Annotated in this window: 24 protein-coding genes; 9 read left to right on the forward strand and 15 right to left on the reverse strand. The window is 50.8% G+C overall.

Annotation, left to right across the window (positions count from 1 at the left end; translation table 11 throughout):
* Positions 1 to 414 precede the first annotated feature (414 nt).
* Positions 415 to 1,170: a class I SAM-dependent methyltransferase gene (locus LKK83_RS04520; RefSeq protein WP_324629704.1), complete on the forward strand. Its 756-nt coding sequence runs from the start codon at positions 415 to 417 to the stop codon at positions 1,168 to 1,170.
* A gap of 190 nt (positions 1,171 to 1,360) precedes the next feature.
* On the forward strand, positions 1,361 to 1,915 hold the full coding sequence (locus LKK83_RS04525) for a pentapeptide repeat-containing protein (protein ID WP_324629705.1): 555 nt from the start codon (positions 1,361 to 1,363) through the stop codon (positions 1,913 to 1,915).
* 259 nt (positions 1,916 to 2,174) lie between these two features.
* Here the strand turns inward: LKK83_RS04525 and bioU are convergent, their stop codons facing one another.
* On the reverse strand, positions 2,175 to 3,200 hold the full coding sequence (gene bioU, locus LKK83_RS04530) for a (S)-8-amino-7-oxononanoate synthase BioU (protein ID WP_324629706.1): 1,026 nt from the start codon (positions 3,198 to 3,200) through the stop codon (positions 2,175 to 2,177).
* Between the two features lie 374 nt (positions 3,201 to 3,574).
* Between bioU and LKK83_RS04535 the strand changes: the two genes are divergently transcribed.
* From LKK83_RS04535 to LKK83_RS04545, 3 genes are all read left to right on the forward strand, one after another.
* Entirely contained in the window at positions 3,575 to 3,784 is a 210-nt protein-coding gene (locus LKK83_RS04535) for a DUF2997 domain-containing protein (protein ID WP_324629707.1), read from the forward strand.
* A gap of 70 nt (positions 3,785 to 3,854) precedes the next feature.
* Complete coding sequence (locus tag LKK83_RS04540) at positions 3,855 to 4,241, forward strand: DUF1257 domain-containing protein (protein ID WP_324629708.1); 387 nt, start codon at positions 3,855 to 3,857, stop codon at positions 4,239 to 4,241.
* Complete coding sequence (locus tag LKK83_RS04545) at positions 4,241 to 4,699, forward strand: ferredoxin (protein WP_324629710.1); 459 nt, start codon at positions 4,241 to 4,243, stop codon at positions 4,697 to 4,699. The genes LKK83_RS04540 and LKK83_RS04545 overlap by 1 nt, the downstream gene beginning before the upstream one ends.
* 247 nt (positions 4,700 to 4,946) lie before the next feature.
* On the opposite strand, the gene LKK83_RS04550 is transcribed toward LKK83_RS04545, so the two are convergent.
* The 11 genes from LKK83_RS04550 to LKK83_RS04600 form a co-directional block, all read right to left on the reverse strand.
* The gene (locus LKK83_RS04550; RefSeq protein WP_324629711.1) at positions 4,947 to 5,126 is read right to left on the reverse strand and encodes a hypothetical protein; all 180 of its coding nucleotides are present in this window, start codon (positions 5,124 to 5,126) and stop codon (positions 4,947 to 4,949) included.
* A gap of 42 nt (positions 5,127 to 5,168) precedes the next feature.
* Complete coding sequence (locus LKK83_RS04555; protein ID WP_324629712.1) at positions 5,169 to 5,765, reverse strand: hypothetical protein; 597 nt, start codon at positions 5,763 to 5,765, stop codon at positions 5,169 to 5,171.
* 396 nt (positions 5,766 to 6,161) lie between these two features.
* A complete protein-coding gene (locus LKK83_RS04560) occupies positions 6,162 to 7,283 on the reverse strand; it encodes a type II secretion system F family protein (RefSeq protein ID WP_324629713.1) in 1,122 nt (373 codons plus the stop codon).
* Between the two features lie 279 nt (positions 7,284 to 7,562).
* Entirely contained in the window at positions 7,563 to 8,663 is a 1,101-nt protein-coding gene (locus LKK83_RS04565; RefSeq protein ID WP_324629714.1) for a type IV pilus twitching motility protein PilT, read from the reverse strand.
* 198 nt (positions 8,664 to 8,861) lie between these two features.
* Positions 8,862 to 10,877, reverse strand: a complete 2,016-nt coding sequence (locus LKK83_RS04570; protein ID WP_324629715.1) for a GspE/PulE family protein — start codon at positions 10,875 to 10,877, stop codon at positions 8,862 to 8,864.
* 100 nt (positions 10,878 to 10,977) lie between these two features.
* A complete protein-coding gene (locus tag LKK83_RS04575) occupies positions 10,978 to 11,130 on the reverse strand; it encodes a hypothetical protein (RefSeq protein WP_324629716.1) in 153 nt (50 codons plus the stop codon).
* Between the two features lie 1,192 nt (positions 11,131 to 12,322).
* On the reverse strand, positions 12,323 to 12,568 hold the full coding sequence (locus LKK83_RS04580; RefSeq protein WP_324629717.1) for a hypothetical protein: 246 nt from the start codon (positions 12,566 to 12,568) through the stop codon (positions 12,323 to 12,325).
* A gap of 465 nt (positions 12,569 to 13,033) precedes the next feature.
* Positions 13,034 to 13,258 (reverse strand): hypothetical protein, encoded by a 225-nt coding sequence (locus LKK83_RS04585; RefSeq protein ID WP_324629719.1) that lies wholly within the window; start codon positions 13,256 to 13,258, stop codon positions 13,034 to 13,036.
* A gap of 201 nt (positions 13,259 to 13,459) precedes the next feature.
* Complete coding sequence (locus tag LKK83_RS04590; protein WP_324629721.1) at positions 13,460 to 14,269, reverse strand: uracil-DNA glycosylase family protein; 810 nt, start codon at positions 14,267 to 14,269, stop codon at positions 13,460 to 13,462.
* Positions 14,270 to 14,542: 273 nt separating this feature from the next.
* Entirely contained in the window at positions 14,543 to 15,046 is a 504-nt protein-coding gene (locus LKK83_RS04595; RefSeq protein WP_324629722.1) for a hypothetical protein, read from the reverse strand.
* 79 nt (positions 15,047 to 15,125) lie between these two features.
* A complete protein-coding gene (locus LKK83_RS04600; protein WP_324629723.1) occupies positions 15,126 to 15,314 on the reverse strand; it encodes a hypothetical protein in 189 nt (62 codons plus the stop codon).
* Positions 15,315 to 16,315: 1,001 nt separating this feature from the next.
* On the opposite strand from LKK83_RS04600, the gene LKK83_RS04605 reads away from it, so the two are divergent.
* Together LKK83_RS04605 and LKK83_RS04610 are read left to right on the forward strand one after the other, a co-directional pair.
* Positions 16,316 to 18,031, forward strand: coding sequence for a glycoside hydrolase family 10 protein (locus tag LKK83_RS04605; RefSeq protein ID WP_324629724.1), 1,716 nt, complete (start codon positions 16,316 to 16,318; stop codon positions 18,029 to 18,031).
* A 289-nt stretch (positions 18,032 to 18,320) separates the two neighbouring features.
* On the forward strand, positions 18,321 to 19,163 hold the full coding sequence (locus tag LKK83_RS04610; protein ID WP_324629725.1) for a DUF4336 domain-containing protein: 843 nt from the start codon (positions 18,321 to 18,323) through the stop codon (positions 19,161 to 19,163).
* A gap of 347 nt (positions 19,164 to 19,510) precedes the next feature.
* Here the strand turns inward: LKK83_RS04610 and LKK83_RS04615 are convergent, their stop codons facing one another.
* Together LKK83_RS04615 and LKK83_RS04620 are read right to left on the reverse strand one after the other, a co-directional pair.
* The gene (locus tag LKK83_RS04615; protein ID WP_324629726.1) at positions 19,511 to 20,362 is read right to left on the reverse strand and encodes a PIN domain-containing protein; all 852 of its coding nucleotides are present in this window, start codon (positions 20,360 to 20,362) and stop codon (positions 19,511 to 19,513) included.
* Positions 20,363 to 20,860: 498 nt separating this feature from the next.
* Entirely contained in the window at positions 20,861 to 22,366 is a 1,506-nt protein-coding gene (locus LKK83_RS04620; RefSeq protein ID WP_324629728.1) for a site-2 protease family protein, read from the reverse strand.
* Positions 22,367 to 22,804: 438 nt separating this feature from the next.
* Here LKK83_RS04620 and LKK83_RS04625 point away from each other — a divergent pair, with 438 nt between their 5' ends.
* Both LKK83_RS04625 and LKK83_RS04630 read left to right on the forward strand, forming a co-directional pair.
* Positions 22,805 to 23,056 carry a DUF3493 domain-containing protein gene (locus LKK83_RS04625; protein ID WP_324629731.1) on the forward strand — a complete coding sequence of 84 codons (252 nt, stop codon included), beginning with the start codon at positions 22,805 to 22,807 and terminating at the stop codon, positions 23,054 to 23,056.
* Positions 23,057 to 23,090: 34 nt separating this feature from the next.
* Entirely contained in the window at positions 23,091 to 23,522 is a 432-nt protein-coding gene (locus tag LKK83_RS04630) for a hypothetical protein (protein ID WP_324629733.1), read from the forward strand.
* Here the strand turns inward: LKK83_RS04630 and LKK83_RS04635 are convergent.
* Entirely contained in the window at positions 23,519 to 25,135 is a 1,617-nt protein-coding gene (locus LKK83_RS04635; protein ID WP_324629735.1) for a DUF1565 domain-containing protein, read from the reverse strand. The genes LKK83_RS04630 and LKK83_RS04635 overlap by 4 nt on opposite strands.
* Positions 25,136 to 25,222 lie beyond the last annotated feature (87 nt).

Below are 25,222 nucleotides of genomic sequence, written 5' to 3' on the forward strand. Positions count from 1 at the left end.
TTGACAAAAAAAGTGGCGAGCTGCTAGAATGAAACGGATGGGGCAGGCAGGGCGTTTAAGCATTGCACAAATTGCTTTACGGTCCTGCCTCGCCCATCGAGCTTCACTTCTGATTATAGCACCTTTATTTTTTTTAGAGCGGTTAGGGGCTTGCTTTGGATAAGTTCTCAGAAAATCCCTGGGACGATTGGGAAACAGCGATGCAGTCTCGCCGATCGCCGGTTCAAGAGTGGAGAACCCCCATCCGGCATGTCATTATCTCCTGACAACATCGGCGATCGCGCGGTCAAAAATGCTAACGTCTGAAAAACCGACGATCGCCCTGGGAGGGCAACCAGAGGGAGGTGGGGTATTTAACCCACCCTCTACTCCGGCATTGTCCGCCAATTGATGTTGTTTGTCAATTTCTGGATAATGAAAAAATCGCGCAATTTCTTAAAATTCATTGCTCTATTTTTCTCCCTACTGGTGTTGGGCGTAATGCTCAATGGCTGTGGCACAGACATGAAAACCGCAGCGGAATCGGGAACGATTTATCAGCACAAAACGATTCCCAGTTCCGATGGCATAGGCAAGATTTACATGGGGCGAGAAATTGCTAAAGTAATGGGACATCGAGGTGCAGCCTGGTTAGAAAGAGACAGCAGAGAACGGGAGGAAAAGCCATCCTTGCTGCGGGAGGCGCTGGAGTTGAAAAGAACCGATATTGTCGCCGATATTGGAGCGGGAACCGGCTATATCAGCTTTCAAATGAGCGAAATGGTGCCGGAGGGAAAGGTGCTGGCGGTGGACATTCAGCCGGAAATGCTCGATATTCTCGAAGGGTTAAAAAAAGAAAAGCAGATAACTAATGTAGAGACTATTTTAGGGAGCGAAACGAATCCGAATTTACCGGAATCGACGATTGATTTAGGAATCATGGTGGATGCGTATCACGAGTTCAATTATCCACGAGAAATGATGGAGGGAATTGTGAAGGCACTCAAACCGGATGGGAGAGTGGTGTTGGTGGAATATCGGGGGGAAAATCCGTTGCTGATGATTAAGCGGTTGCATAAGATGACGCAAAAGCAGGTGAAGAAAGAAATGGAAGCGGTGGGGTTGCAGTGGCGAGGAACGAAAGAGATGTTACCAAAGCAGCATGTGATGATTTTCGAGAAACAGGCATGAAGGCGATCGCGCTTTTGGGTTTGCGAGGGTCAATTTCGCCAAACCGAGGGGGAATCGGGGGAAGTGGGCGCAGGGGAAGCGATCGCGTTACTGCAGGAGAATTGTTAAACAAAACTAAGCATATCGGGTTGTCGGTGCGTTGTTCTGAGAAAATTGAATTGGAAGAGCTAGAAAAACTGATAATATTGCTATGGATGCCAAAGAACTTCTAGACCGTTATGCCGCAGGAGAGCGGAACTTCCGCGACATCGATTTGTTTCGTGCCGATTTGAACAATGCGGAGTTGAGTGGTGCCAGTTTCTTTCGGGTAGAGTTATTTGGTGCCAATTTGTTCCGGGCTAAATTAATCGGGGCAAATTTCTTCCGCGCTTCCTTAATTGGGGCAAACCTGTATTGTGCCAACCTCAGTGGTGCCAACCTCAGTGGTGCCAATTTGACGGGGGCGAATCTCAGTGGTGCTGACTTAAGCGGGGCGGATCTCAGCGATGCGGATTTGGGCGGTGCGGATCTCAGTTATGCGATTGTCAATTATGCGGATCTGACGCAATCCAATCTGTTTCGGGCGCTATTCGTGGATGCTCAACTGAAGCATACCAAATTTACCGGGGCGCGGTTGCGCGCTACCAATTTTAATGGGGCGATGGTGGAAAATGCGACATTCGATCGCGTGGTGGGATTGTCGGAGGAGACAAAAACTAGCTTAAGCGATCGCGGTGCCATTTTTGCCGTGGCGGTTCAATCCTAAAGGCGATCGCACCCCATCAGGCGATCGGGGGCGCAGCAGGGTAACGCCACGGGCGAAGTTACGCGATCGCCCATCCCGTCAAAGGGCACGGCATTGCCGTGCCCTTACAGCTTACTGCCTTGTTTCAGTGGTTTTTTCCGTTTTTATGCAAAGTGCCAGAAAAGTGATATATAACTGGCAGTCCGCCCCGGTAAAGAGAAAGGGGAACGAGAGCGATCGCATCTTTCTCTGGTTCTCACATAAAGCGAGAGGGCCTGGATTACTTGACAAACAGGGGCATCACTTCAGCCGAAGTCAGCAAACCGTAAAAGCCGCGTTGGTGCAAGCGGATCCCTGCCTTGAGATAGCCGAAAGCCGGACCGCAGACATTTGCCGCCATACTGGTTTCATCGCCCAAAGTAAACGTATGGGTAGAAATCTTGCCCTCAAAGGTCCGACCGGTGATATTGACATGGGTGCTGAGGGGTTTTTGCGGGTTGCGGGTATCCACCACACCGCCAACAGACACGCGATCGCGCGCACAAATGCCAGCCAATTCTAGCATAATATCATCGGCGTGTTCCATATTTTCCAAAGTCAGCTTGCCCTCAGTGCGATCCAACAGCGCCGCCACCTCTTCATCGCTCATCGCCATTGCGGAGTCCACATTATATCCCGGCATGTGGGCGATATCCTCGCGAATCGTGGCGCGATATGCCTCCCAATTGGCAATTCCCACCCCGAAAGTAATTTTTACCTGGTGAACTTCCGCGTAGCTTTGCGCTGCTAAAGATGCCGCCGCCGTCAGCAATCCCGGGGTTGCGCCGCAACCGGTCATGTAAGTGATGCCTGCATCTGCCAACTCCGCTTGCAGTTCCAACAACTGTTCCACCGCACTAGTGCGCTTCAGGGCATCCACGAGAACCCCGCGCCAACCGGAGGCGATAAACTGGCGCACCACCGATGCCATAAAGGTATTGGGCAGATTGGGCAATGCCAGAAAATACCCATCCACCGGCGATCGCTGAATTAACTCGGCGATGCTATCGGTGCTGAGGGTGCCACCGGGGTCTAGATAGCCCAAGGATCCTTGTTGATGGTAGGTGGTAATGCATGCATCGGGGTTTAAGCCGTCGGGGTGGTAGGCGAAACCTTTTTTATCCGCCGCCGCCACCCAAGTCATTTCCGCTTTGGGGGCGAGGACCCGCGCGGCGGCTTGCCCCAAGCCACCAAAACCGAGAACCCCCACGCGCAGGGGAGTTTGGGGAGTGTCTTGGCGGGCGATCGCTGGCTTAGAAGTTGTCATATCCTTCGCGCTCCAATATGGATTCGTTCAACTACACAGATCTTTTATTATCCAGCTTTCGCCGGGGTTTGGCTCCTTGAATTTTCCTCGATTCTTGAAGCCCCTCCCCTGCCAGACCCCCGCCCCTCAAAATCCTTGACTGATTTCAAACGTTACGCGAAACTTAACTCATACTGAGTATGGTACTCTAGAACTTACTAATTTTTGTTAAGCTTTAACCCAATACGATCCCATTGGTCACAAGACATTTAATGACCAACCCGAATGACCCACCCGGAGCGCAAGTCACGGACTTGCGAACCACCAACGGCATCACCAGCCTAGCAGGGGATGTCGGGGTATGAATTAAACCAACGACTAAGGCAGCCTAGAGCATGGAAACACTCGAATTTGTCATCTACCCCGATGGCCGAGTTCAGGAAAAAGTCACTGGCATTGTCGGTGCATCCTGTGCAGAGGTCACGGCGGCAATTGAAGCCCAACTCGGAGAAGTGCTCAAACAAGAACCAACCTCCGAATACTTCGCCTCAGTGGTAGAGCAGACTGCTACCGCCACCACCCAGGCAACTTGGAGCGAATGGTAAGTTTTCGTCACCGGGCGAAAACTGTTGATTGTCAAATGGTCCATTTAGTTACGTCAGGAAATAAGTTACTATGTCTCATTTCAGCCAAATCAAAACCCAGATTCGCAATCTGACCTCCTTGCAAACTGCTTTAACTGACATGGGGATCGACTGGAAAGGCGGTCCGAGAGAGGTACGCGGCTACCAGGGTCAAACCCACAATGCTGACGTCACCATCGAGCAAGACAACGGTTTTGACATCGGTTTTTACTGGAACGGTCAAGAATACGAATTGGTGGCCGATTTGCAATATTGGCAGCAAAAATGGACCGTCAATCGGTTTATCAATGAAGTGACTCAACGGTATGCTTACCAAACCGTGGTCAGCGAAACCGCCAAGCAAGGATTTCAAATTGCCGAAAAACAAAAAAATCAAGATGGTTCTATCCGTCTCGTGTTGCAACGTTGGGCAAGCTAATGGCTGATTTTTCAGAACTAGACACCAATGAAACTCCCGAACGTTCGGGTTTGGAACCGGAGTTAGGGGGGGTGTTGCGCGACGAAGGGGAACGTTCTGGTTTAGAGCCAGAATTAGGCGGTACCCTGCGCCAAAATGGGGTTTATGTGGATGAACCTACCTGCATTGGCTGCAAGCACTGCGCCCACGTCGCCCGCAATACCTTTTACATCGAACCAGATTACGGACGTTCCCGGGTAATTCGCCAGGATGGGGATCCCGAAGAGGTGATTCAAGAAGCGATCGACACCTGTCCGGTAGACTGCATCCATTGGGTGGATTACACGGAACTCAAACAATTAGAAGCAGAACGCCAATTTCAGGTGATTCCGGTGGTGGGATATCCAGTGGAACAGGGTGTTTCTGCAGTGGCCAGTCGCCGGAAAAAAGAAAGCGCAAAGCGCCGGAAAAAACGCTGAACTGGGAAGAGAAAGCGATCGCAATTGCGACGTTTCTAGAGGAGCAACTCCGTCACCTAGCATGGATGAATCTATCGTTTCATGCTCTGGAGCAAACCTCAACAGCTTCGGGCTGTTGGGGTTTTTTATTGGGCGCTGGTGGCGGCTTCCCGGAATGGCTAAATCCTGGCGCGCCGAATCTGAGGGTTAAGCTTAAAAAGCGATCGCAAATTGTCGGCTTTTGGGTTGGGTTTAGCCATAGTTGTTGTTAATGGTTACTATAGCATTTACCTTGGTTTTTGCGAAAATTGTCCTTCGGGGAGGGGGAAAGGGAGGGGAAATGGTCGGTGGCGCGATCGCCTTTGTCAGAATGCTCAGTGTTCGTGCAGCCAAGTGGCGGTGAATGCACTGTGGCGGTCAGGATATGAGCGATCGCCCCGTTTCCCATTTCCGATTCCCTCCTCCTCGGAGTATTCTACCGTGCCGTGTTTTAATCCTCGTGGGGGCTAAGCACTTCTTCTGAGGGTTCCTCGGGTTGCTCCTCTTGGGGGATGGAACTCATCCGCTGAACCACAAACGGGAGTGCTGCGCCCTTCAATCCGCGTTGAATGCGTTCCGGGGTGTCTTCAAAAATCACAAACAGGGGATAGATGCGATCGGATCCTTCGCCGATAATGTACTGGTAGCGCAGGGGCATTAACCATTCATAGCCGTGGGAGAGCCACATTTGGGTGTGTCGCCAACGACGCAGCAGATCGGAAAAATCTTCTTCCGGGCGATGAATAAAGATAAAAATTTCCACACCCAATTTAACTTTCCAATCCGGATCGCACATTAAAATCGCCACATCGCAGGGTAGGGAAATGACTTCCCCGGAACTGACCGTATATCCGGGGGTCGGTGTTGCCGAAATCGATTCGCGAATCCGGATATTTGGTAATGGAATGGGAATGACGCTTTCTTTCGGGCGGCGCATACTCGGAATCATTTCCAAGTAGGAGCGATATTGCTTCAGAAGCGCGATCGCGCTGGTGCTGTTACTATATTCGGAGAGCAACTGTTCGTAATGGTATGGTTTAACAGGCATTGTCTTTGAATAAGTGGTAACTTCATCAATTGCATTCGTGCCGAGCATTTGTACCTGACAAAAACCTAGGAGGTTTTTGGGCTTTAAGTCAGGGTCGCATTAGCCTATTCAATTGTTTTCAACTGTAAGGGTGAATCGAGGCACTGGGTTGAATGATTTAGGGGTGGGCGCGCGCTAAAAATTATAGAAATTTGTAGAGACATTTTCGGGGAAAAGACTCCATTGAAAGTGTTGCCCGATGTCACTGCTTTCCGCGCTTTTTCCCTTTCCAGAACCCAGCCATACCAGGAGTTGAAGTCCGAGGCTTTCCAGTAGCATATCAGGATGGAAAGCCGGACATTCTTCCCGTTCTTTCCCTTCCAATAAAGGGGAGAACCATCTGGCAATTTAGATTCCTTAGCCTAACTTTTCAAATACCGCAAACATCGGCAGATACATCGACATCAAAATCGAACCCACCAAGCCGGCAATCCCCACCATCATAATCGGTTCTAGGGTGCTGGTCAGACCTTTAACCGCTTGTTCCACTTCATCTTCGTAGAAATCCCCGACTTTAGCGAGCATTTTGTCGATTTCCCCGGTTTCTTCCCCAATTCTCATCATGGAGATAGCCATCGCGGGAAACACATTTTCGCGCTCAAAGGCTTCGGTTAAGCTGCCCCCTTGTTCCACTTCTTTTTGGGCGTTTAAAATCGCATTGGAAATTACTTTATTCCCGGCGGTACGGGCGACAATTTCAAAGCAGGTCAGCATGGGCACGCCCGCCCCCGTTAACATGGAAAAGGTACCGCAGAACCGAGCTACGGCGGTGAGTTTGATGAGCGGACCGATGATGGGCAAGTTCAAGTACATGCGATCGCAAAGCAAGCGACCTTGCGGCGTTTTGTAAAAGGTTTTGTACGCCCATACCACCACCACAATCCCCACCACGAGAGACCCCAATTTAATCGGGGTTCTGAAAAATTCGCTAATCGAGAGCATCAATACGGTAAATGCCGGCAGTTCTGCCCCGAGTTCTTCAAAAATACCGGCAAATGTGGGCAACAGAAAGGTGGTCATGCCAAAAAACACCAACACGGCAATGGTGCCCACAGCTTTCGGATAAGAAGATGCGGACTTAATGTGGTTTTGCAGTTTCGCGGACTTTTCCAGAGCGGTTGCCAAACGGTTGAGCACCATGTCAAGCACCCCACCAATTTCCCCAGACTGCACCATCGCGCAGTACAGGTCATCAAAAATGTCGGGAAATTTAGCCATCGACTCTGACAGGGGAACCCCGGTTTCGATGTCCCCTTTAATGCTCCGCAAGGCTTTTTTTAGCTTAGCATTTTCCGAGGTTTCCGACAACATGCCGATCGCTTTCATCAGCGCCACCCCGGAGTTAAACATCACCGCAAGCTGACGGGAAAACACGGCTTTATCTTTCACCGTAATCGTAGCTAGGGCGACATTGAGATTCTCTTCAAATTCCGCCCAATCAAAGCCTTTCTTTTTATCCTCAATTACGTTAGTAGACATCTCTAACCTCTGTGTGTTTTCGGGGGTGTTATTTCCCCGCTTTTTCAATTCTGAGTTTTCAGTTTTTTGTCGTTATAAGTCGTTCGGGTTGGGTTCGGATTGCTGCCTTGGTTTTCGTTGTCCCTAACACTAGCGTACCGCAGGGGTAGTTGCGATCGCAGGGGTTGCGGGCGATCGCTGTTGTGACGGAAACCATAGACCAGTCACAGCGATCGCGACTCTTCCCAGGGGAGTACCCCTCGCCACCCCCAGGCATTTGAGGGAATAAAACCCGCCGACTTAACGAGAAGCCTTTGCTTTAGCCGCTGAAGGTGCCGGCCCGATCAAGCGTTCCAGTTCGTCGGGTTTCACCGCTTTACCCATTGCGTTTTCCCAGGTAATCTTGCCATCTTTGTAATGTTTGGCTAACGCCATTTCCATCGTCTGCATCCCCAAACGACCCCCAGTTTGGATCATCGAGTAAAGCTGAGCGGTTTTGCCTTCTTTAATCAAGTTGCCAATCCCCGCCGTATTGATGAGCAATTCCTGGGCGCAAACGCGACCCCCCCCAATCTTGCGGATCAAGTTTTGGCTGCAGATGCCTACCAACGAAGTCCCCATCTGGGCGCGAATTTGGGGCTTGACTTCTGGGGGGAACACGTCGAGCATCCGGTCTACCGTCCCCGATGCCGAGTTCGTGTGCAAAGTCCCCATCACCAAGTGACCGGTTTCGGCGGCGGACACGGCGAGAGAAATCGTTTCAAAGTCGCGCATTTCTCCCACCAGAATCACGTCCGGGTCTTGCCGCAACGCGCCTTTCAGGGCGTTGGAAAAGCTCTTGGTGTCTTCCCCTTTTTGCCGTTGGTGGAACAAGCTCTTGATGTTGGGGAACACGTACTCGATCGGGTCTTCCACGGTCAGGATATGTTCCGATCGCGTCCGGTTAATTAAATCCAACAAAGCCGCCATCGTGGTGGTTTTCCCGGACCCGGTTTGCCCGGTGACCAGCAACATTCCCCGAGGCCGTTCTGTCAATTCCCGCAGCACCATCGGAATCCCCAGCTTATCGGCATTGGGAATCGTAGACCCCAAAGCTCGCAAGCAAGAGGCCCAGCAGCCCCTTTCCCGGTAAACGTTCACCCGGAAGCGGGCCAATCCTTTCACCCCATAGGCGCAGTCTAAATCCCAATTCTGTTCTAGGGTCTTGCGCTGCTGGTTGTTGAGCATCTGGAAAATCAGTTGCTGCGTCTCCTCTGGGGCAAGACTTTCGCCAAACTGTGGCTGTGGGGTCAGTTCACCGCTGAGGCGGAAGAATATCGGCGCACCCGCCTGAATATGGATATCGGAGCCTCCTTGCTCCACGAGGGACTCCATCACATCTTCAATGACCAGACCTGGCATAGCTGTATTATCTCCGAAACGCTTTGTTTAGATTTTATGTGAACTCATCTGACGCAACAATCTCCAGCTAACCGCTAGCCGCTTTTCCCGGCGCGGGTTAAGCGGTAAAAATGCATTGAATTTGCCAGCCGCTAGAGAATCCGGAAGGGTCTGTTGCTACAGTTTCGGGTAAACTGCATTGACCCTCCATTGCCGGATTTAGTCTTGGAAGCGAGGGGTCAAGCAGTAGGGACAGTCCATCCATTCCTGCTGCAAGCCAGCGCCGCAAGTTTTGCACGTCAGGCTGCTCTTGCGTTTGGCTTTCATTTCGGCCTCGAGACCGGAGTCGGTAAAGGTGACGCGCTCGACTTCTTCAAAGGTGGTATAGCCTTCGCGCACCAGATTGATGCTGTAAGCCAGCAGGGTGAGCATTCCTTCTTCCACGGCGGCTTCTTTAATCCGCTCGGTGGGCGCACCTTGAGAAATTAAGGTTTGCAGGTTTTCGGTGACTTTCAAAACTTCGTAAACCCCGACGCGCCCTTTATATCCGTTCCCGCCGCATTTCGGGCACAAGTTGCCGGCGTCTTGAGCGGCTTTGCGATCGCCTGGGGCGATGGTGTTGGCTTTGTAGAAGGTGACTTCGGATTCGCGAGAAGCGGCTAAACCGAACCGCGCCAGTTCTTCGGGAGTGGGGGTATAGGCGACGCGACATTCGCTACAAACTCGCCGCATCAAGCGCTGCGCCAATACGCCAATCAGGGACCCCGCGACCATAAATGGTTCGACTCCCATTTCGTCTAAGCGGGCGATCGCCCCGGCGGCGTCGTTGGTGTGCAGGGTAGTTAGCACCAAGTGTCCGGTGAGGGCTGCTTCAATTGCGGTTTTTGCGGTCTCTTTGTCCCGGGTCTCACCCACCAGAATGATGTCGGGGTCTTGCCGCATGAATGCCCGCAATAAGTTGGTAAAGTCTAACCCTTTCGCCCGAATGACCTGGCACTGGGTAATCCCGGGCAAGGCATACTCGATCGGGTCTTCTGCGGTACTGATGTTCACTGCCGGATCGTTGCGTTCGGCTAACACGGAGTACAGGGAGGTTGATTTCCCCGAACCGGTCGGCCCGGTCACCAAAATCAGCCCAAAGGGACGACTGGCCATTTCTCGCACGGTGGCGAGGGTTTCTTCATTGGTGATTAATTTGTCTAACCCTAACTGGGTGGAGGAGTTGTCCAAAATCCGCAAACAGAGTTTCTCTCCGTAGCGCGAAGGCAAACAGTTCACCCGGAAGTCTACGGTGCGCCCTTGGAAGATTCGCCGGATCCGTCCGTCTTGGGCGTTGCGCCGTTCGGCAATATCTAGGTCGGAAATGATTTTGAAGCGCGAGGTCAATGCAGGAGTAATTTTCTTCGGCAGTTTGCCAAATTCATGCAGTACCCCGTCTTTTCTCATCCGAATCCGCAAAAATTCTTCTTGCGGTTCTACGTGGATGTCGGATACGCCGTCGGATAGGGCTTTGGCCAAGATTTTGTTCACCGTGTTGATAATCGGTGCATCGTTGGCTCCCCGCAAGGCGGCATCCAGGTTCATTTCCTCGCTCTCTTCGGGAGCCTCGTCGAGGGATTCGCCTTCTGCGGTTTCAAATGCATCGGCACTCAGGCTTAAATCGAGTTTGTTGGCTTCTGCGGTTTTGGCCTGTTGCTCTTTAGCTTTTTCGTCGGAATATTCCCCAAGTAGCTTTTGATAGTCTTCTTGGGTGATGACCAGTCGCTTGATGCTCACTCCAGAGGGCCGCAAAATCCGAGTCAAATCGTCGAGGGCGGCTAAGTTGTCCGGATCTACCATCCCGATGGACACTGAGGGCGGTTGGGTCTCGTTGCGCTCGATGGGCACGATCTGATGCCGACGACAGGTGTCTATGGGAATTAGCTTTTCGAGCAGTTCCCCAACTTGTTCGACGGAAATTTCCTTGATTTCGGGATCTACGGCTTCTACTCCGTAGATGATTTTGAGCTCAAAAAGCTGCTGTTTTTTATATTGACGCAGCAGTTCGGGGGTCAGTTCTTTTCCCGTAATCTTTTCGAGTACCTCGGTCAGAGGTTGCCCCGTCTTCTGGCTTTCTGCATGGGCGCGTTGCACTTGCTCGCGATCGGCATATCCGCTTTGTATTAGCTTGTTGCCAAAGGGCGAAAAGTTATTTTGTACGACTAGGGCACGCCTCTGAGATGCGAAGTTAGTCATGGCTTGTCCAGTAGATATCCTTTTGTTTACAGTATTCCCAAATCTCTGGGATGATGCGATCGCAGTTTATGGACTCGATTGAATCTCGATCCCCTACCTGCTATCCAGGGGCCTTGGCTCCACTGCCCCTTTCCTCACTTGGGTTCGATCGCCCCGCCGCGATCTCGCCGACTACCTCTGCACCACCCTGAGCTTCCACGTCGGTTTTTAACTCCGCGTTCCGAAAGCTTTTTCCCTCTTCTTTCCCTATCATCACTGCCTCCGTTTTGCAAGCTCATCATTCGGGTAATGCTCAATAGACTCCACGCGATCGCCCGTTTGCTCAATCTGAACCCTTTATTCTGCGATCATAGCTTTTTCATCCTCATAAAGGCAGATGACTCGGATATATTAGGGTTGATGGGGCTTCACAACCCCCACCTCCCATTCAGAACCGGACATGAGACTTTCACCTCATCCGGCTCCTAACATCCGTTGCCTTTGTCATAGGCACCCTTTTTGAGGACTTGGCTTCTTGAATTTCTCTGCTTTATCCGTTGTTCGTAGTCTTTCAACTCGCTATCGGCGTTCAACAGATACTCAGTCACAAAACCTTCCACGAATGCCTGAACCCGTCAGCTTATCCCATACCCATTACAGGTAGGCAGAAAGCTTCTGACCCAATCTTTTCCCCGCATGGACATGCGCTTACACTTATCACTACTCAGTTATTGGCTGAGAGTCCACGTCGGGTTATCTCGTTCCATCATCTGGGGTGTTATGCCGACGCCTCCATCTTTTCCCCGAGGTACTTTTGCTTGTCTGTGTCAGTGGCTCAAATACACCCTGACCTTTCCCTTTGCCCGTTTTGGGCGCGGCGTAACATCCACTTTCGCCGCTTAGTCGTTACGAGGGTTCAAGCCGATGATTTGCTGTTGCTAGACTTAAGCATTTGGCAGTGGTCGGTTACAACGGGTATTGGCTTACCCTGCCCGCCTTCCGTTCCCCGCTTCACTCATTAGGTTGTGAATCTAATAAGTGGGGGTGGCTATCGCCGTTGCTCTCGGGAATTGTTAAATTTTGTTAAAATTCTCCAATTCCTTTGACTTGGAGCCTGCTGACCTGAGATTTGGTAACGGCTGTTGCCGTTTTCCTCTTTGGCATTTCAGCCTTGACTTTTGCAGGAACGATTCGCACATTTGGCTCTACTATAACCTCGATCCCCCTCCCTCGATCTCTCCCTTGCCACCCCAACCCCTTCCATCTTCCCCCTCCTCCCCTCTCAAGCATTACTTTATGTCTTATTAGCTATTTAGCGATGCAATGCTTCTACCTTTACCCTCGGGCTTATCTGCGTTCCCTCACCCAATTCGCGATTCTGAAATTCGCGATTCCCTATATGAGCAATGTCCCAAAAGAAAAATCACCCTCGGGTGATTTTTCTCGGGTTTAAGGAGTTGTAGAAATTAATTTTTCACTCCTTGGGATTCCGAACCAGATTTCGCTGATTTGTCTAAATAAATCCGCTCTAGTGCCAGAACCAAGAGAGTAATCACTAGCTTTAAAATCCAAGGTGACAGCACAAAACCACCTATCAAGCAGATGACCGCAGTTGCGATAGCGAGAATGCTTGTGATGTCTTCTGAGGCTTTTTGAAACACCCGCATTGCAGCCAAGGCCAACAACAGTGGAATTAAGTACATCGGAAACATAAGCATCACCTATTGAGCGAGGGTCGAGGTAGAATCGAAAGCTTTTAAAATATCTGCAATGTTTGTCACAGTTTTAGGTTATCACGCTCAACCCACTCTATAAAGTATCCTAGATGACATTTCCGAAATTTATTGGTTTTTTTTTAGATTTGAGGGCAACCTTTTGCCACGATCTGGCGGTTGCTGGTAAAATTTATATAATTTATTCTCATCGGTCACTTTAATAATGCTATAAATTCCCCGAGGATAAGCGGGAAAATAAAAGGAGAAGCGTGGCTATCTCTACCCAATGATAGATGCGCTTCGGAGTGGAAGCGATCGCGGGTCTCGACTGGGTGAAATCCCCCGGAAATTTGCTGACATCGGGCAAGCAATCGAACGTGGAGTGTCCGATTCGCTATTCTGGAAACCCGGTAAAATTCAGAGATAGGTTGCTAAAAAGATGCGTTTAAAAAACAAATTGGTTTACCCCAAGTTTTCCTTACTCGGCATCGAAACATTGCGGGTACTCACCAAAACGGCAATCAGCAGCAAAAATTGGATCTGCCAAGGAGCCACAATGATATCGAAGCAAAAACAGATGGCGAGAATGGCGATCGCCATGATTCTCGGGACCTCTTCTGAGGTATTGAGGTAAAAGCAGGCGGCTGCTAATCCCGTGACTAATGTCATCAAGAATAAACCAAACATCGTTCTTTCCTCCCAGTCGAGGAGCCTGTGCCCCTCAATTGATTAGTCTTTTTTATTTCCTAAATCTAAACTAACACCAAACCTGATGGCTGTGGGTGATGTTAACACGCCAATCAGTGATAAAATTATCACCATCTTTTGCGATCGCGATCGCAAACAATAGCGATCGCGATCGCAACTGGGAGGATGCCAGAACCAGGGTCAGGAAAACACTTGCTGCAAGCGCTCCTGTAGCAACTGCGGAAACTGGGCGTAATATCTTTGGTTGAGGGGGGAAGGATGGGGGAGTGGCAATAGAGTAACGAGTTTTTGGTGCGGATTTCCCTGCGAGTCGGTGGCTTGCAGGGTAACGTCGATGCTGGCACGGTAGCGATCGCTGCGCTGAAAAAATTCCGCGATCGCCCCTTTTGGCCCATAAGGCGCAAACCACTTAAACGCTTCGTTTCCTAGGCTAATAATTTTATCCCCTTGCCAGTACAATACCAGCAATTGCTCCACAAACGGACGAAACCGCTTTTTCACTTTAACCGGATAAGCTTTATTGCCCGGGGGTTTGTAGGGAACCGTGTTGCTCAACAAGACGCGATCGAGTACCGCCTCGAGTTCTCCTTTATCCTGCGTCTGTTTCTCGAAGCAAAAGCGGTAAACCCCTTGGCGCACCAGGGAACCCGCCGCACCGTAAAGCGGTTGACGGGCGCGCACTTCATCTTTTCCTAAGTCTCGCCCGAACACACAGAGAGGACTGTTCAAATTTCCCCCATAGAGAATGGGGTGGGTGGGGTCTAATCCGGCGTTTTGATAAACCGATTCATCTACGGGAAACTCAGCCCCTTGCGCTTCTTGTTGGATTCGCTCGATTAAATTTTGCAGTTCTGACATGGCATCGGTAGTTTTCGATACAGACATAGAGTAAGGTATCGCATTTGAGGACAGCTTGCGAACTGTCCGCATGTTTTCCGATGCCGGATTCAGCAAATCCCCCGGTTCTTCCAGGGTTCTCGGCGATGTCAAACAGCCAAACTCTGAAATGCGATCGCCCTTTTTTGTCCTGTATCACAGAGGCGGGATTCCCTTTCTTTTATGTGGATATTTTTTACCAATTTTTCTAAAACTTTAACTCAAACTTCTTTCAACTGGTGCGGTGCCCAACCAAAATCGCACTCGATAACTCTCCCGAGTGATTTTATTATTTGAAAACTGATTTTGAAGAAAACCAACGAGGACAAATTTACCCCGAACGGCTATTTTAAACCCAGGGGATTGGAGATTATCCCGCACCCGGAGTTAGGCAAGCTGACAAGCAAGCTGTGGTGCCGATGCGTATTCGGAAGCGATGTGAAAGCGAATCGTAGAACCGGCCCAATTTTTGAAATCGGGAGCCAAACGAATGATTTTTTGCATGACTTCATCATTCACCCACAAAACTACGGGAAAGGGAAAATCTTGGCGGAAATTGTCCCGGACGAAATTGGTAGAGGCGAGCAGTTTTTCTAGTTCCACTACTGAGTCCAATCCAAACACCATTAAAGCGGGAGGGGTATTGCCTTCTAGGGTTTCCTGAATGGTGGTGTAAAGCGTACTGACATACGGATGTAAAACTAGCTTTTGAATATGATTTGAAACATTTTCCGGCAAGTAGTTGAGCATTTTTTCCCGGCATGAGGTAGAATTGCAGCAGGCAAAAATCAGGGAAAACTGACCCTGAGAAAGGGTAATGGATCGATGAAGTCGATGCAGCGATCGCTCGTTTGCCGGATCGATTGTTTCACTGGAATAAAATTCCATCATGGCCATTCTCCAATGGGTACAGTTTAGGGGGTTGGTGCCGAGGCGTGGAGGTGCTATTTTCTAGAATCCTCTATTTGGCTTAGGATGTCAGTGACATGGGGTGCTGTAGGGTAGCGATCGCTAACGCTGATGTCAGTGACTTCGATCGCAAAAAACCCAGAACCTTTGCAAGGGTTGAACCTGACGGGAGGCATTGGGAACGCGATCGCGATCGCCCTTCCCCTAGGGGGTCAGGAAAAGTGCCACCCGCACCCTGCATTCCGTGCATTTTGCTTCCCCGTTTTACCCTCTGATGAAAGCATATTTTATTTTACTTCAGGGAAGGTGAAAAGGTAAAGTATTTTTAACTTTTTTTCACATTTGCGTCCAAATTTTGCACTGACAACAGCGGAGAGGGGTTTTCACCGCCAAACCGCCTCGATTTTCTGGGGCTTTTGTCGGTTGGGTCACATTTGATACCTTTACTTTGGGGCATGAAAGGCAAGCAGAAGAGAAAGATTGTTCCAGACTCCTGTCTCAAAACCAGCGCCCATCTGCGTCTGGTTTTTCACCTCTGGTTTAACTTCCCCGATTGTGTATCGGAATCTGGAGAGTTGATTCCAGAAATATCAGTTTGGCGGGAATGAGTTAGGGTTTGACACCTGCAATTTTGCGCCGCTAAATTTATGGCACCCAGACAAATCCGGCGTGATTGCGAGTAAGTTAGTGCTGTAGAGGTTTCCCGGGGGTTTCTTTCCCTAATTATCGTAGAAACGCGATTAATCGCATTTCTACAGCAATCGTTCAGAGGCACCCAATCTGTAGGAAATTAGCTTCATATAAAACCCCACTGAAAGCAAGCGTGCCAACTGGGTTGGTTTAGTGTCAATTTATGACCTTTCTCCGGTAGGAGATTACCTTCCTATTTAATCAAAAAAAATTGATATCGTACTCCTCCGAAAGAGAGAAAGTGACCCGCGTTTGGGGAATATTCGCCCTTGTCAGACGAAAGCAGAACCGCGAGGGGGGTGGCAAAATCGCGCCCGGTTGCAGGAGACAGAATTTAATTTTTTGCGAGATTGCTTGCGGCAATTTTAGTCAGTTGATGAATCGCTACCGCATCGGAAAAATTGCAGAAAATTCCTCGGTTTTGAGGAAATTTGATGAAAATTGCCGCATCCGTGGGTGGTTTTGTGACGCTTGACGGACCGGATGCATCATCTCCTTATGATTGAGGAGAGGTAAGGTATTTTGAAACTAGGGTAACATTTAGGGAGAACGAATTAAAAAATGGCGGCAGCATTTACCGACATTCAAGGACATTGGGCGCAAGCTTGTATTGAAGAATTAGCGCAACAGCAAATCCTGCGCGGGTATCCGGATGGCACCTTTCGCCCCGATGCGCCGCTGACGCGCACTGAATTTGCGGTACTCGTCAGTCGCGCCTTTCCGAATGCAAAAGGGGAACGCATGGCGATCGATTTTGTGGATGTGCCGGGTTCCTATTGGGCGGCGGCGGGAATTCGCAAGGCGTATGAAACCGGGTTTCTCTCCGGTTATCCCGGGCAGATGTTTAAACCGAAAGATAAGATTTTGCGGGTTGAGGTGTTGGTGGCGCTGGCGACGGGGTTGAAGTTTTCGCCGGTGAATGCGGTAAATGTAACGTTAAATCGCACTTTTGCGGATGCGCCGGAGATTCCCCAGTATGCCCACCGGGCGATCGCTGCTGCAACGGAAACCAGTTTGGTGGTGAATTATCCAGAAGTGAGACGCCTCAAGCCAAACCAATGGGCGACGCGGGCGGAGGTGGCGGCGATACTATGTCAGGCGATTACGGGCAGCGATCGCACCTCCCCAGTCCCTTCAGAATACGTGCCCCGCTTGCCCCGCAAGGAAATTCGCGGCGTCTGGATTACCAATATCGATAGTGAGGTAATGTTTGAGCCGTTTAAGTTGCAGTTTGCAATGGAACGGCTGGATGGTTTGAATTTTAACACGGTTTATCCCAATGTGTGGAGCCGAGGTTATACCCTTTATCCCAGTCAAGTGGCAGAACCGGTGGTGGGATTGCCCCATCATCCCGCCCCTTGGTTGCAGGGGCGCGATATGTTGGCGGAAATGGTAGAACAAGGGCACGCAAAAGGCTTAAGCGTGATTCCCTGGTTTGAATATGGGTTTATGGCACCGCCCGATTCGGAAATGGCTCGCCGCTATCCCCAGTGGCTCACTTGTCGCCGCGATCGCACCCAGGTGGTACAAGAATCGGGGGTCGATCGCCTGTGGTTGAATCCCTGGCATCCGGAAGTGCAGGAATTTATTGAAGGGTTGGTCCTGGAAATCGTCGGCAATTACGATGTAGATGGCATTCAGTTCGACGACCATTTTAGCGTACCGGTGGAATTGGGCTACGATGACTATACCGTAGAACTATATAAACAGGAACACATGGGTTTGTTGCCCCCGGATGACCCAAATGATGTGAACTGGCGACGGTGGCGATCGCAAAAACTCACCCAATTCATTCAACGGGTGTTTAAAGCCGTCAAACAACGCAAACCTAATGCGATTATTTCTTTGTCCCCCAACTATCAGGATTTTGCCTACAAGTTTTACTTGCAAGATTGGCGCGGTTGGCAGCGGTTCGGCTTTGTGGAAGAATTAGTTCTGCAAGTTTATCGCGACAATATCGACAGTTTTATCGCCGAATTGCAGCGCCCAGAAGTGGAATTAGCTCAGCGCAATATTCCCGTAGCAGTGGGAATTTTAACCGGGTTGAGAACGCGGGGCGTCCCCATTAGTCAGGTGGAAAAACAGGTGAATATTGCCCGAAATATGGGATTTTCTGGGGTGTCTTTCTTTTTCTACGAATCGTTATTTAATTTCTCTACAGAAACTCCCGGCGATCGCGTGGTTGTCCTGCAAAATCTCTTCCCCGACCCCGTACCGCGCGCTAGTTTGACGGAAACCTGGGAACCGATTGTTAAATGGGAAAGGGTGAGTGTTTGAAAAGGCAGAGAATTATTGCAGCAAACCAAGCCCGCCTGGGCGGGCTAATTAACCGACTTGGGTATTAAGCGAATATTGGCTTCTACCAAAACACCATCGATGGTGCGGTATCGGTAGGGTTGATTTTGGGCTTGCAGTCGTAGGGGATATGCAGGCCAATTTTTTTTACATTTGTTCGCTAAAAAATCGGGTTGGGGGGTTGACAAAGCGGCGAGTTTGGACTATGATTTTATCATGGGAATAGGTGCGGCCATATATATAGGCAAAATCGAGCCACTCTGCCTCTGATTTGGGCTGGATAGACGAGTCAGGTGGGGCAGTGAGGCGGGAATGGAGAAGCGCGCCGAACCTGGGACAACTGCGATCGCGTTGGAGCGAACAAGCGATGGAACTGTACGAACCGATAAACACCCTCAAACCCGTGGGTCCAGAGATTTGGATCGCCGATGGACCGATCGTGCGGATGGCCATGTATGGCACTAAAATTCCCTTTCCCACCCGGATGACCGTGGTGCGCCTGCAAAGTGGGGAGTTGTGGTGTCATTCTCCCATCGCCCCGTGCGATTCTCTGCAAGCGGAAGTAGACGCCCTCGGTCCGGTGCGCCATCTGGTGTCGCCGAACAAAATTCACTACGCTCACATCGGCACCTGGGCGAAGGCGTACCCGGAGGCGATCGCTTGGGCCTCTCCTGGAGTGCGCGATCGGGCGGCCCAGCAGAATATCCCGGTTACATTCCATGCAGACCTCACCGACGACCCCCCGCCCCAGTGGCGCGCTGACCTGGACCAGCTTATCTTTCGCGGGAGTCGGTTTATGGATGAAGCGGTCTTCTTCCATCGCGCCAGTTCTACCCTGATTGTCGCCGATTTGATAGAAAATTTCGAGCTAAACAAAGTGCAAAATTGGGGATTGCGGATGGCGATGAAACTCTCTGGTTGCAGCGACCCCGATGGCAAAATGCCCCTAGACCTGCGACTGACCTTTATGGGGCAAAAAGCCCAAGGGCGAGAATGCCTGCACCGACTGTTACAGTGGCATCCGGAAAAAGTGATATTGGCTCACGGGCGCTGGTACCCGAGCAATGGTGAGGTGGAACTCAAGCGTGCCTTGCGCTGGCTGGAAAGGTTATAAGTGGGATATAATATTCAGCGAATTAAAGATTGAAATCGCCGGCTTTGTTAGATGGTGCGTGACCCCCGAACCGTATTTTGTCATCTTCCCAGCCATTTGCTGACGGGGGTCACGCACCCTACGGTGACTAGCGGGCATGGCTACGCTAACGCTTGCATAGGCGCGATTTCAATTGCCGGCTTTTTCTCGAAGGGTTGAAGGCGATCGCTATATATATTGCCGCACCTATTCCCACAGTAACAACATAACCCAAACGGCTACAATTGTCAACAGATTGCTGCAAAAAAAATTAGCCCGCGCAGGCGGGCAAAAATAGGTATCATTCCAACCCGATCGCCGGTTGGGGGTCACTGGGGCAACTTCCGCAAAATCGGCTGAACCTGGTTTTGCCAAAACGGGTTAAAACTTTCGGGAAAGGCCATTTTCCACATAAACCCGATCGCCCCCACAATTGCCGCAAACATGACCAGGGACACTATTCCCGACCCCAACCGCAGCAAAATATTAGGCCGATCGCGCTTTACGCGAAACCCGCGACGCGGATCGCGCGGGTAGGCGGAATCATCCTCCGGTTCCTCCACCACCGGCGGCGATCGCCGCGCGGGAGAGGGACGCGGTGCGGGTTTCTGCGGCGGTTTGCGCGCGGGCGATCGCCCCTTCAACCCCCCGGTATTCCCCGCCGTTTTCGTCGGCGTTTTCATCCCCTGCAGCGCTTGCTTCACCGCTTGCGGTTGCTGATTCGCGCGACACCACTGCAACAACATCGCCGAGGTAATCCCACACAAATTCCCTTGATTCAACCCTTCCATCCGCTTTAACAATGGCAGAGTATTGCAGACAAACACCACCAGCGCCTCACGTCGTTCCTGGGCCATGCCATACGCACAGCGCGCGATCGCCAAATTCACCCGCGCTTGCTGACTCATCGCCGCACCCTCTGCCGGTTGTAACTTGGGATGCGACCCCCTCACACTGGTGAGTTCCCAGCCACTTTTCGGCCAAAATCGGAGAAACTCCTTCGCCACTTTCTCCTGTTGCGGTTCCGCAGAGCGATCGGCAATAAACTGCATCGCATCGAGCACCACCTTCGGCACATAGCAGCGACCCACCCGTTTGTATTGCTGCCAAATTTTCGGTTCCCCCGCAATCAGGCTACCGATATCGAAAACCAGTAAAATTGGAGATTGTGCATTCATCATCTTAAACCCAATCCACCGTGAATTTTTGTCATAAATCCCCCGGTATAGCCCCTCCACTCCCAGAATTCCTCACCACCGCGCCAAGCGTCGCAGGGGTTTTCAATTCCGAAAATTGATTGAGCGCTTTCCCGGCACCATCTTTTCACTTCCCCTTGCCAAAACCAGCCTAACCTTAAGCCGCCTCGGAAATCGGGAAAGCGCGAAGGCAAAAGGATGATTTCTCCTTTTTCCTTCGCGCTTCATTTTTTTATTATAGCCTGACTCAATCCCTAATCACAAACAATGGTCTTTGACTTCAACCCAATTGTCAGATACCGTGCCAATTATTTTGCCAAATTACGGTGTGGAGGCGGTACCTCTGTCAGGGCGTTTCCAGCATGTGCTGGGAACGAGGGAATGAGGATTTTGAACGTCGTTAGGCAGTATTTGCCGCCAGTGCCCCACCCTTGTCGAGTGCGGGGCTGTTGCAAAGTTCTCGGCGGTCAAATCACCGATTGATTACCCGCCAATTCCCAACCGACCGGCCAAACCGGGCGTTAAGGGAAATAGAGTGGCAATGGTCAGAAATAGGGCGAGCAATCCTAAGGCGGCGCGGGCATCATCGGGTTCTTTAATTTCGTTCAAGCTTGGGCGTTCCAAACCCCGTTGCAGGAACACAATCACCACTGCCCAATATAATGCCAAAGGATTGACAAAAGAGGCGATCGCCAGCAAAATTAACGTTGCCACCGTTGCCCGTCCGGCGATTTTGCGTCCGTAAATTGCCTGTACGATTCGACCGCCATCTAACTGACCGGCAGGCATCACATTAATTGCCGTAATCACTAATCCCAGCCAACCGATTACCGTCAGGGGATGCAGGTCTACCACCTGCTGCTGCAATGCCGGCCCGAGAATGGCTTTCGCCAAAGTCCCTACTAATACAGACCCTTTGAAAAATTCCGAGGGAACTTGGAATAAACTGCCTTCATGGGAGAGCAGCAATCCGGCAATCAGCATCACCAAGGACACTAAACCACTGGCAGCAGGTCCGGCAAATGCCACATCAAACAGCACGTTGCGATTGGGTAACAGTGTTTCAAAGCGGTCGATCGCCCCAAAGGAGCCGATTTGCCAGGTGGGGATGAAAAACGGCCAAGTGAGTCTCACATTGTTTGCGCGCGCTACCACCCGATTGGCAATTTCGTGAGAGAGCAACACCGCCCAAATGCCCAAACTGATGGGCAGCACTTCCGGGAAGCGCTGCAAGTTCTTGAAGAAATCGAATCCCAAGAAGATGCCGGCGGTTTCTAGGGTGGTGGCAATGGTGGCGACAAATAAAATAACCGCCAGCACTTTTTGACCGGTGGTTGCGGGTTTGGGATCGGTGCTGCTGGGTAACACGATAACCACCGGCTTTTCTTCCGAGTTGGGGACTAAAAACAGTCGATAGCGATCGCCGAGGCGATCGTGCAACGCTTGGGAAAGGCGATCGAAGGTTTCATCCGGATCGCCGCGCAAATTTCCTTTAAAAATCGCCCCTTCTTGATAGGAAATGCTTTCCGTGGCAAAGAAGGTATCGATCCCAAAAATGCCTTGAATTTTTTTCAGGTCTTCTTCGGGAATTCGCAGGGTCTCTGGCGACGGCGCAGAGAGGTTCCCCTCGGGGGTTTGTGCTTCACCAGTGCTTTGAGCGCCGCTTTCTTCTTCTTGGGAGTACAACCGCTGCGCTGCCCGCTGTCTGAGCACTTCGTCTTGACCTGCGGCTCGTAATTTTCTGCCAAGATAGATGTACAGTGCTGCAGAACCCAGGATTAATACCAGGATCCCCACTAGGTTGAGGTAAATCCCCGCCGCAAACAAGCCAAAAAATAATAGCCACGGTGCCATCAGCACTACTGATTGTAACCAGGCTAAAATTCCCAGTTTTCCAAAGGGTTTGGCGCGATAATATCCCCACCCCAAAACCACTAAAGCGATGACGACGATTCCAACTGTTGCAAGATTTTCGGTTGCGATATTCATGTGCAAAGATTGACCATTGTCAGACAAGGCCCGATCGCTCGGGCAACCAACACCCACCCTTTGCCTCGGAGGCACTCTCGGTGATAGTCGGAGAGTCTCCGCCGAGGTCGATGCTTTTTCAGCGAGCAATGGGTGGATCGATCTCATCTTACCGAGTCATCGCCGATCGCAGATAACGCGCAAGGCAAATCGATGCCGCCGCCCAACCTCCACCAGCGATCGCTCCATTTCACTTAAGCCAGGTTAACCGAGGCTTGCATCACTTAAGTGCAAACAGCTTGCCAATCCCCAATCCCCAATCCCCAATCCCCAATCCTCAATTCGCTATTTCCCATTTTGCTTTAAAATAGTGAACGCAGTAATAGTGCCCAGTCTAGAGTTCTCATGCCAGACCCCAGCCCCAACCCACCCTCTCGGGAGAAGACCCCCGGGAAAAAGATGTCCAAAGCCCGACAAAACCTCAGTCCGGAAAAATACGCGCGCTTGAAAGCGGAAGCCGACGCCCCCTATCGCGGATTGCGAAAGTTCATCTATGTGGCGTTTGGGGCTTCGGGTGCGATTGGCGGGTTTATCTTCCTGACGCAGCTTTTGGCGGGTCGCGACGTGGGTTCCGCTTTGCCCAACTTTGCCCTACAAGTGGGGGTGGTGGCGCTCATGGTGTGGCTGTTTCGCTTGGAAAAATCCGATTGAGAACTGGGAATATTTTCTCGGCTCAATTCTGAGGTTGGCAAAATTATTACAAGTTGTCAACCAATTACATTTTAAGATCGATCGCAAAACCGAATGTTTCTTACCACACAAGCAGCAAATTTTTCGGTTATGTAACGAACTTTTTACAAAAATTAACGACAGGACACAAAGATGTAACAAGTTCTTTACAAAAATTGACAAGACCACACAAAAAGAAAATAAAAAAAATATTAAGAAAATGAAGCTTTCCGAAAAATGCTGGCACACTAAAGTCATTAGAGATTCAAATGGGGTCAGCCAATATAAAGACCCTAACCATAAAACCCAATCGATAAAGAGAAAAGGGTCAGCTTCACTGGATTTAGAAGCTGGCCCTTTCTCATGTGGAGTGGAGGGGGAGGATTTACCTCAGTTACAGTTACAGTTACAGTTATTGCAAATGAACAATAATCAATTCTCTAGTTAAGGACTCATCACCACATAGGGGGAGTCGATCGCTTCTGCTTGACCGGCATTAACCAGGGCTTGGTAGACAAAAGCGGCGACATCAGCGCGGGTGGCTTGTTGGGTGGGATTTAAGCGATCGCGCACCGGGTAGTTGACCACCAATCCCTGTTCGGTTGCACCAGCGATCGCCGTAGTGGCCCAATCGGGGATGCGATTGCGATCGGAATACATCGACAAAACGCTGGTTTGCTCGGAGCGCAACCCCAACCCGCTCACCAGGGCGACGAGAACCTGGACGCGAGGGATGCGTTGTTGCGGGCGAAACTCATTCCCCGGATAACCGGTGAGGAATCCACCGCGACAGGCAGTTTGAATGGCATTAAAACCCCAAAAGCTGCTGCGGACATCTGCAAAAGCCGAGCAAGACTCGGTGGGCGCGGGAGAAAACGCCTGATTGATAATGGCAGCAAACTGAGCGCGCGTGACCGGTTCGTTGGGGCGAAACGTGCCATCATTGAATCCAGCGATAATCTTTTTCGCCGCCAGGGCTTCGATATAAGCTTGCGCCCAGTGCCCTTGCACATCGCGAAAGCCGGTAGCCACCGTTGCGGCGACAAAATCCACACTCCCTTCGATGCGATCGCGATTGATATCATTCCCCACCGCCACAATAGTGGTGTTGCGGGTAGCATTGTTGAGGTCATAGCGCGTGTTATTGCGGATAAAGTTATTGCCCGGAGATTCCGCAGTGCCGAGGTCTGGAGCCGCATCCGCGATCGCCACAATCCCATCCCGGGTATTGTTTTCGATCACGTTATTGCGAAGCACCGGTTGCGCCGAATTCGACACCACCACCCCATCCACATTTTGAATAATCCGGTTTTCCACAATCAAAGGAGAGGAGCGATCGCCAATTGCCAATCCAAAGCCCGTATCTTGAAAGACATTCCCGCGAATTTCTCCCCCTGCGGAACGAGCGATGGAAATCCCATTGCCGTTATTTTCGATAAATACATTATCTTCGATCGTCGCAGCTGCCGTACCTGAGACAAAAATCCCGTCGCGCAAATTATTGGTTAAGGTACTATCGCGAACTGTCGGTGTGCCCGATTCAATCCAAATACCCGTGCCGCGCGTGTTGGGGTTCGTCACCGTTACTCCAGCAATCTGACTCTCTCTTGCCGTCACGATCGCCACATTTTGACTGGCAAAGGTCGGACTCAGGTAAGTGCCGCCGCCAATAATCCGGATCGTCTGACCTTTGTTCGATTCATTCCCGCGCAGAATCACCCCAGATTTCATCTGCAGGGGGAAGCTTTCTGTGTCGCTGCTGTAGGTTCCCGGTGCCAACTGAATCACCGTGCCCGATTCGGCTTGGGAAAGGGCATAGGTAATGCTACGATAAGGCGCAGCCTCGCTGGTGCCCACATTCGCGGTATCGTTTCCGAGTGCGGGATTGACGTAAATGATTTTTGCATTTGCCGGAATTTGAGCTATCTGCAGGTTCGTCGATCCGCGCACCGCCGGATCTGGATTCGCCAAAGATGCCGGCTGGGAAATTCCTCCCGCCCCGAGGAAGAGCGCCGTCAGGAGGGGTAAGGTCGTTGTGCGGCTTAGGGTATTCAAATGCACAGAATTTGGTTTGGGGGTTAAAGTAGAAGGAAGGGAAAAAAGAATAGGTCGATTCATTGGAGATAAGTGGATATTTTACAGATTGTT

It is taken from the genome of Phormidium sp. CCY1219, assembly GCF_035615515.1.
Taxonomy (GTDB): Bacteria; Cyanobacteriota; Cyanobacteriia; order Cyanobacteriales; family Laspinemataceae; genus CCY1219.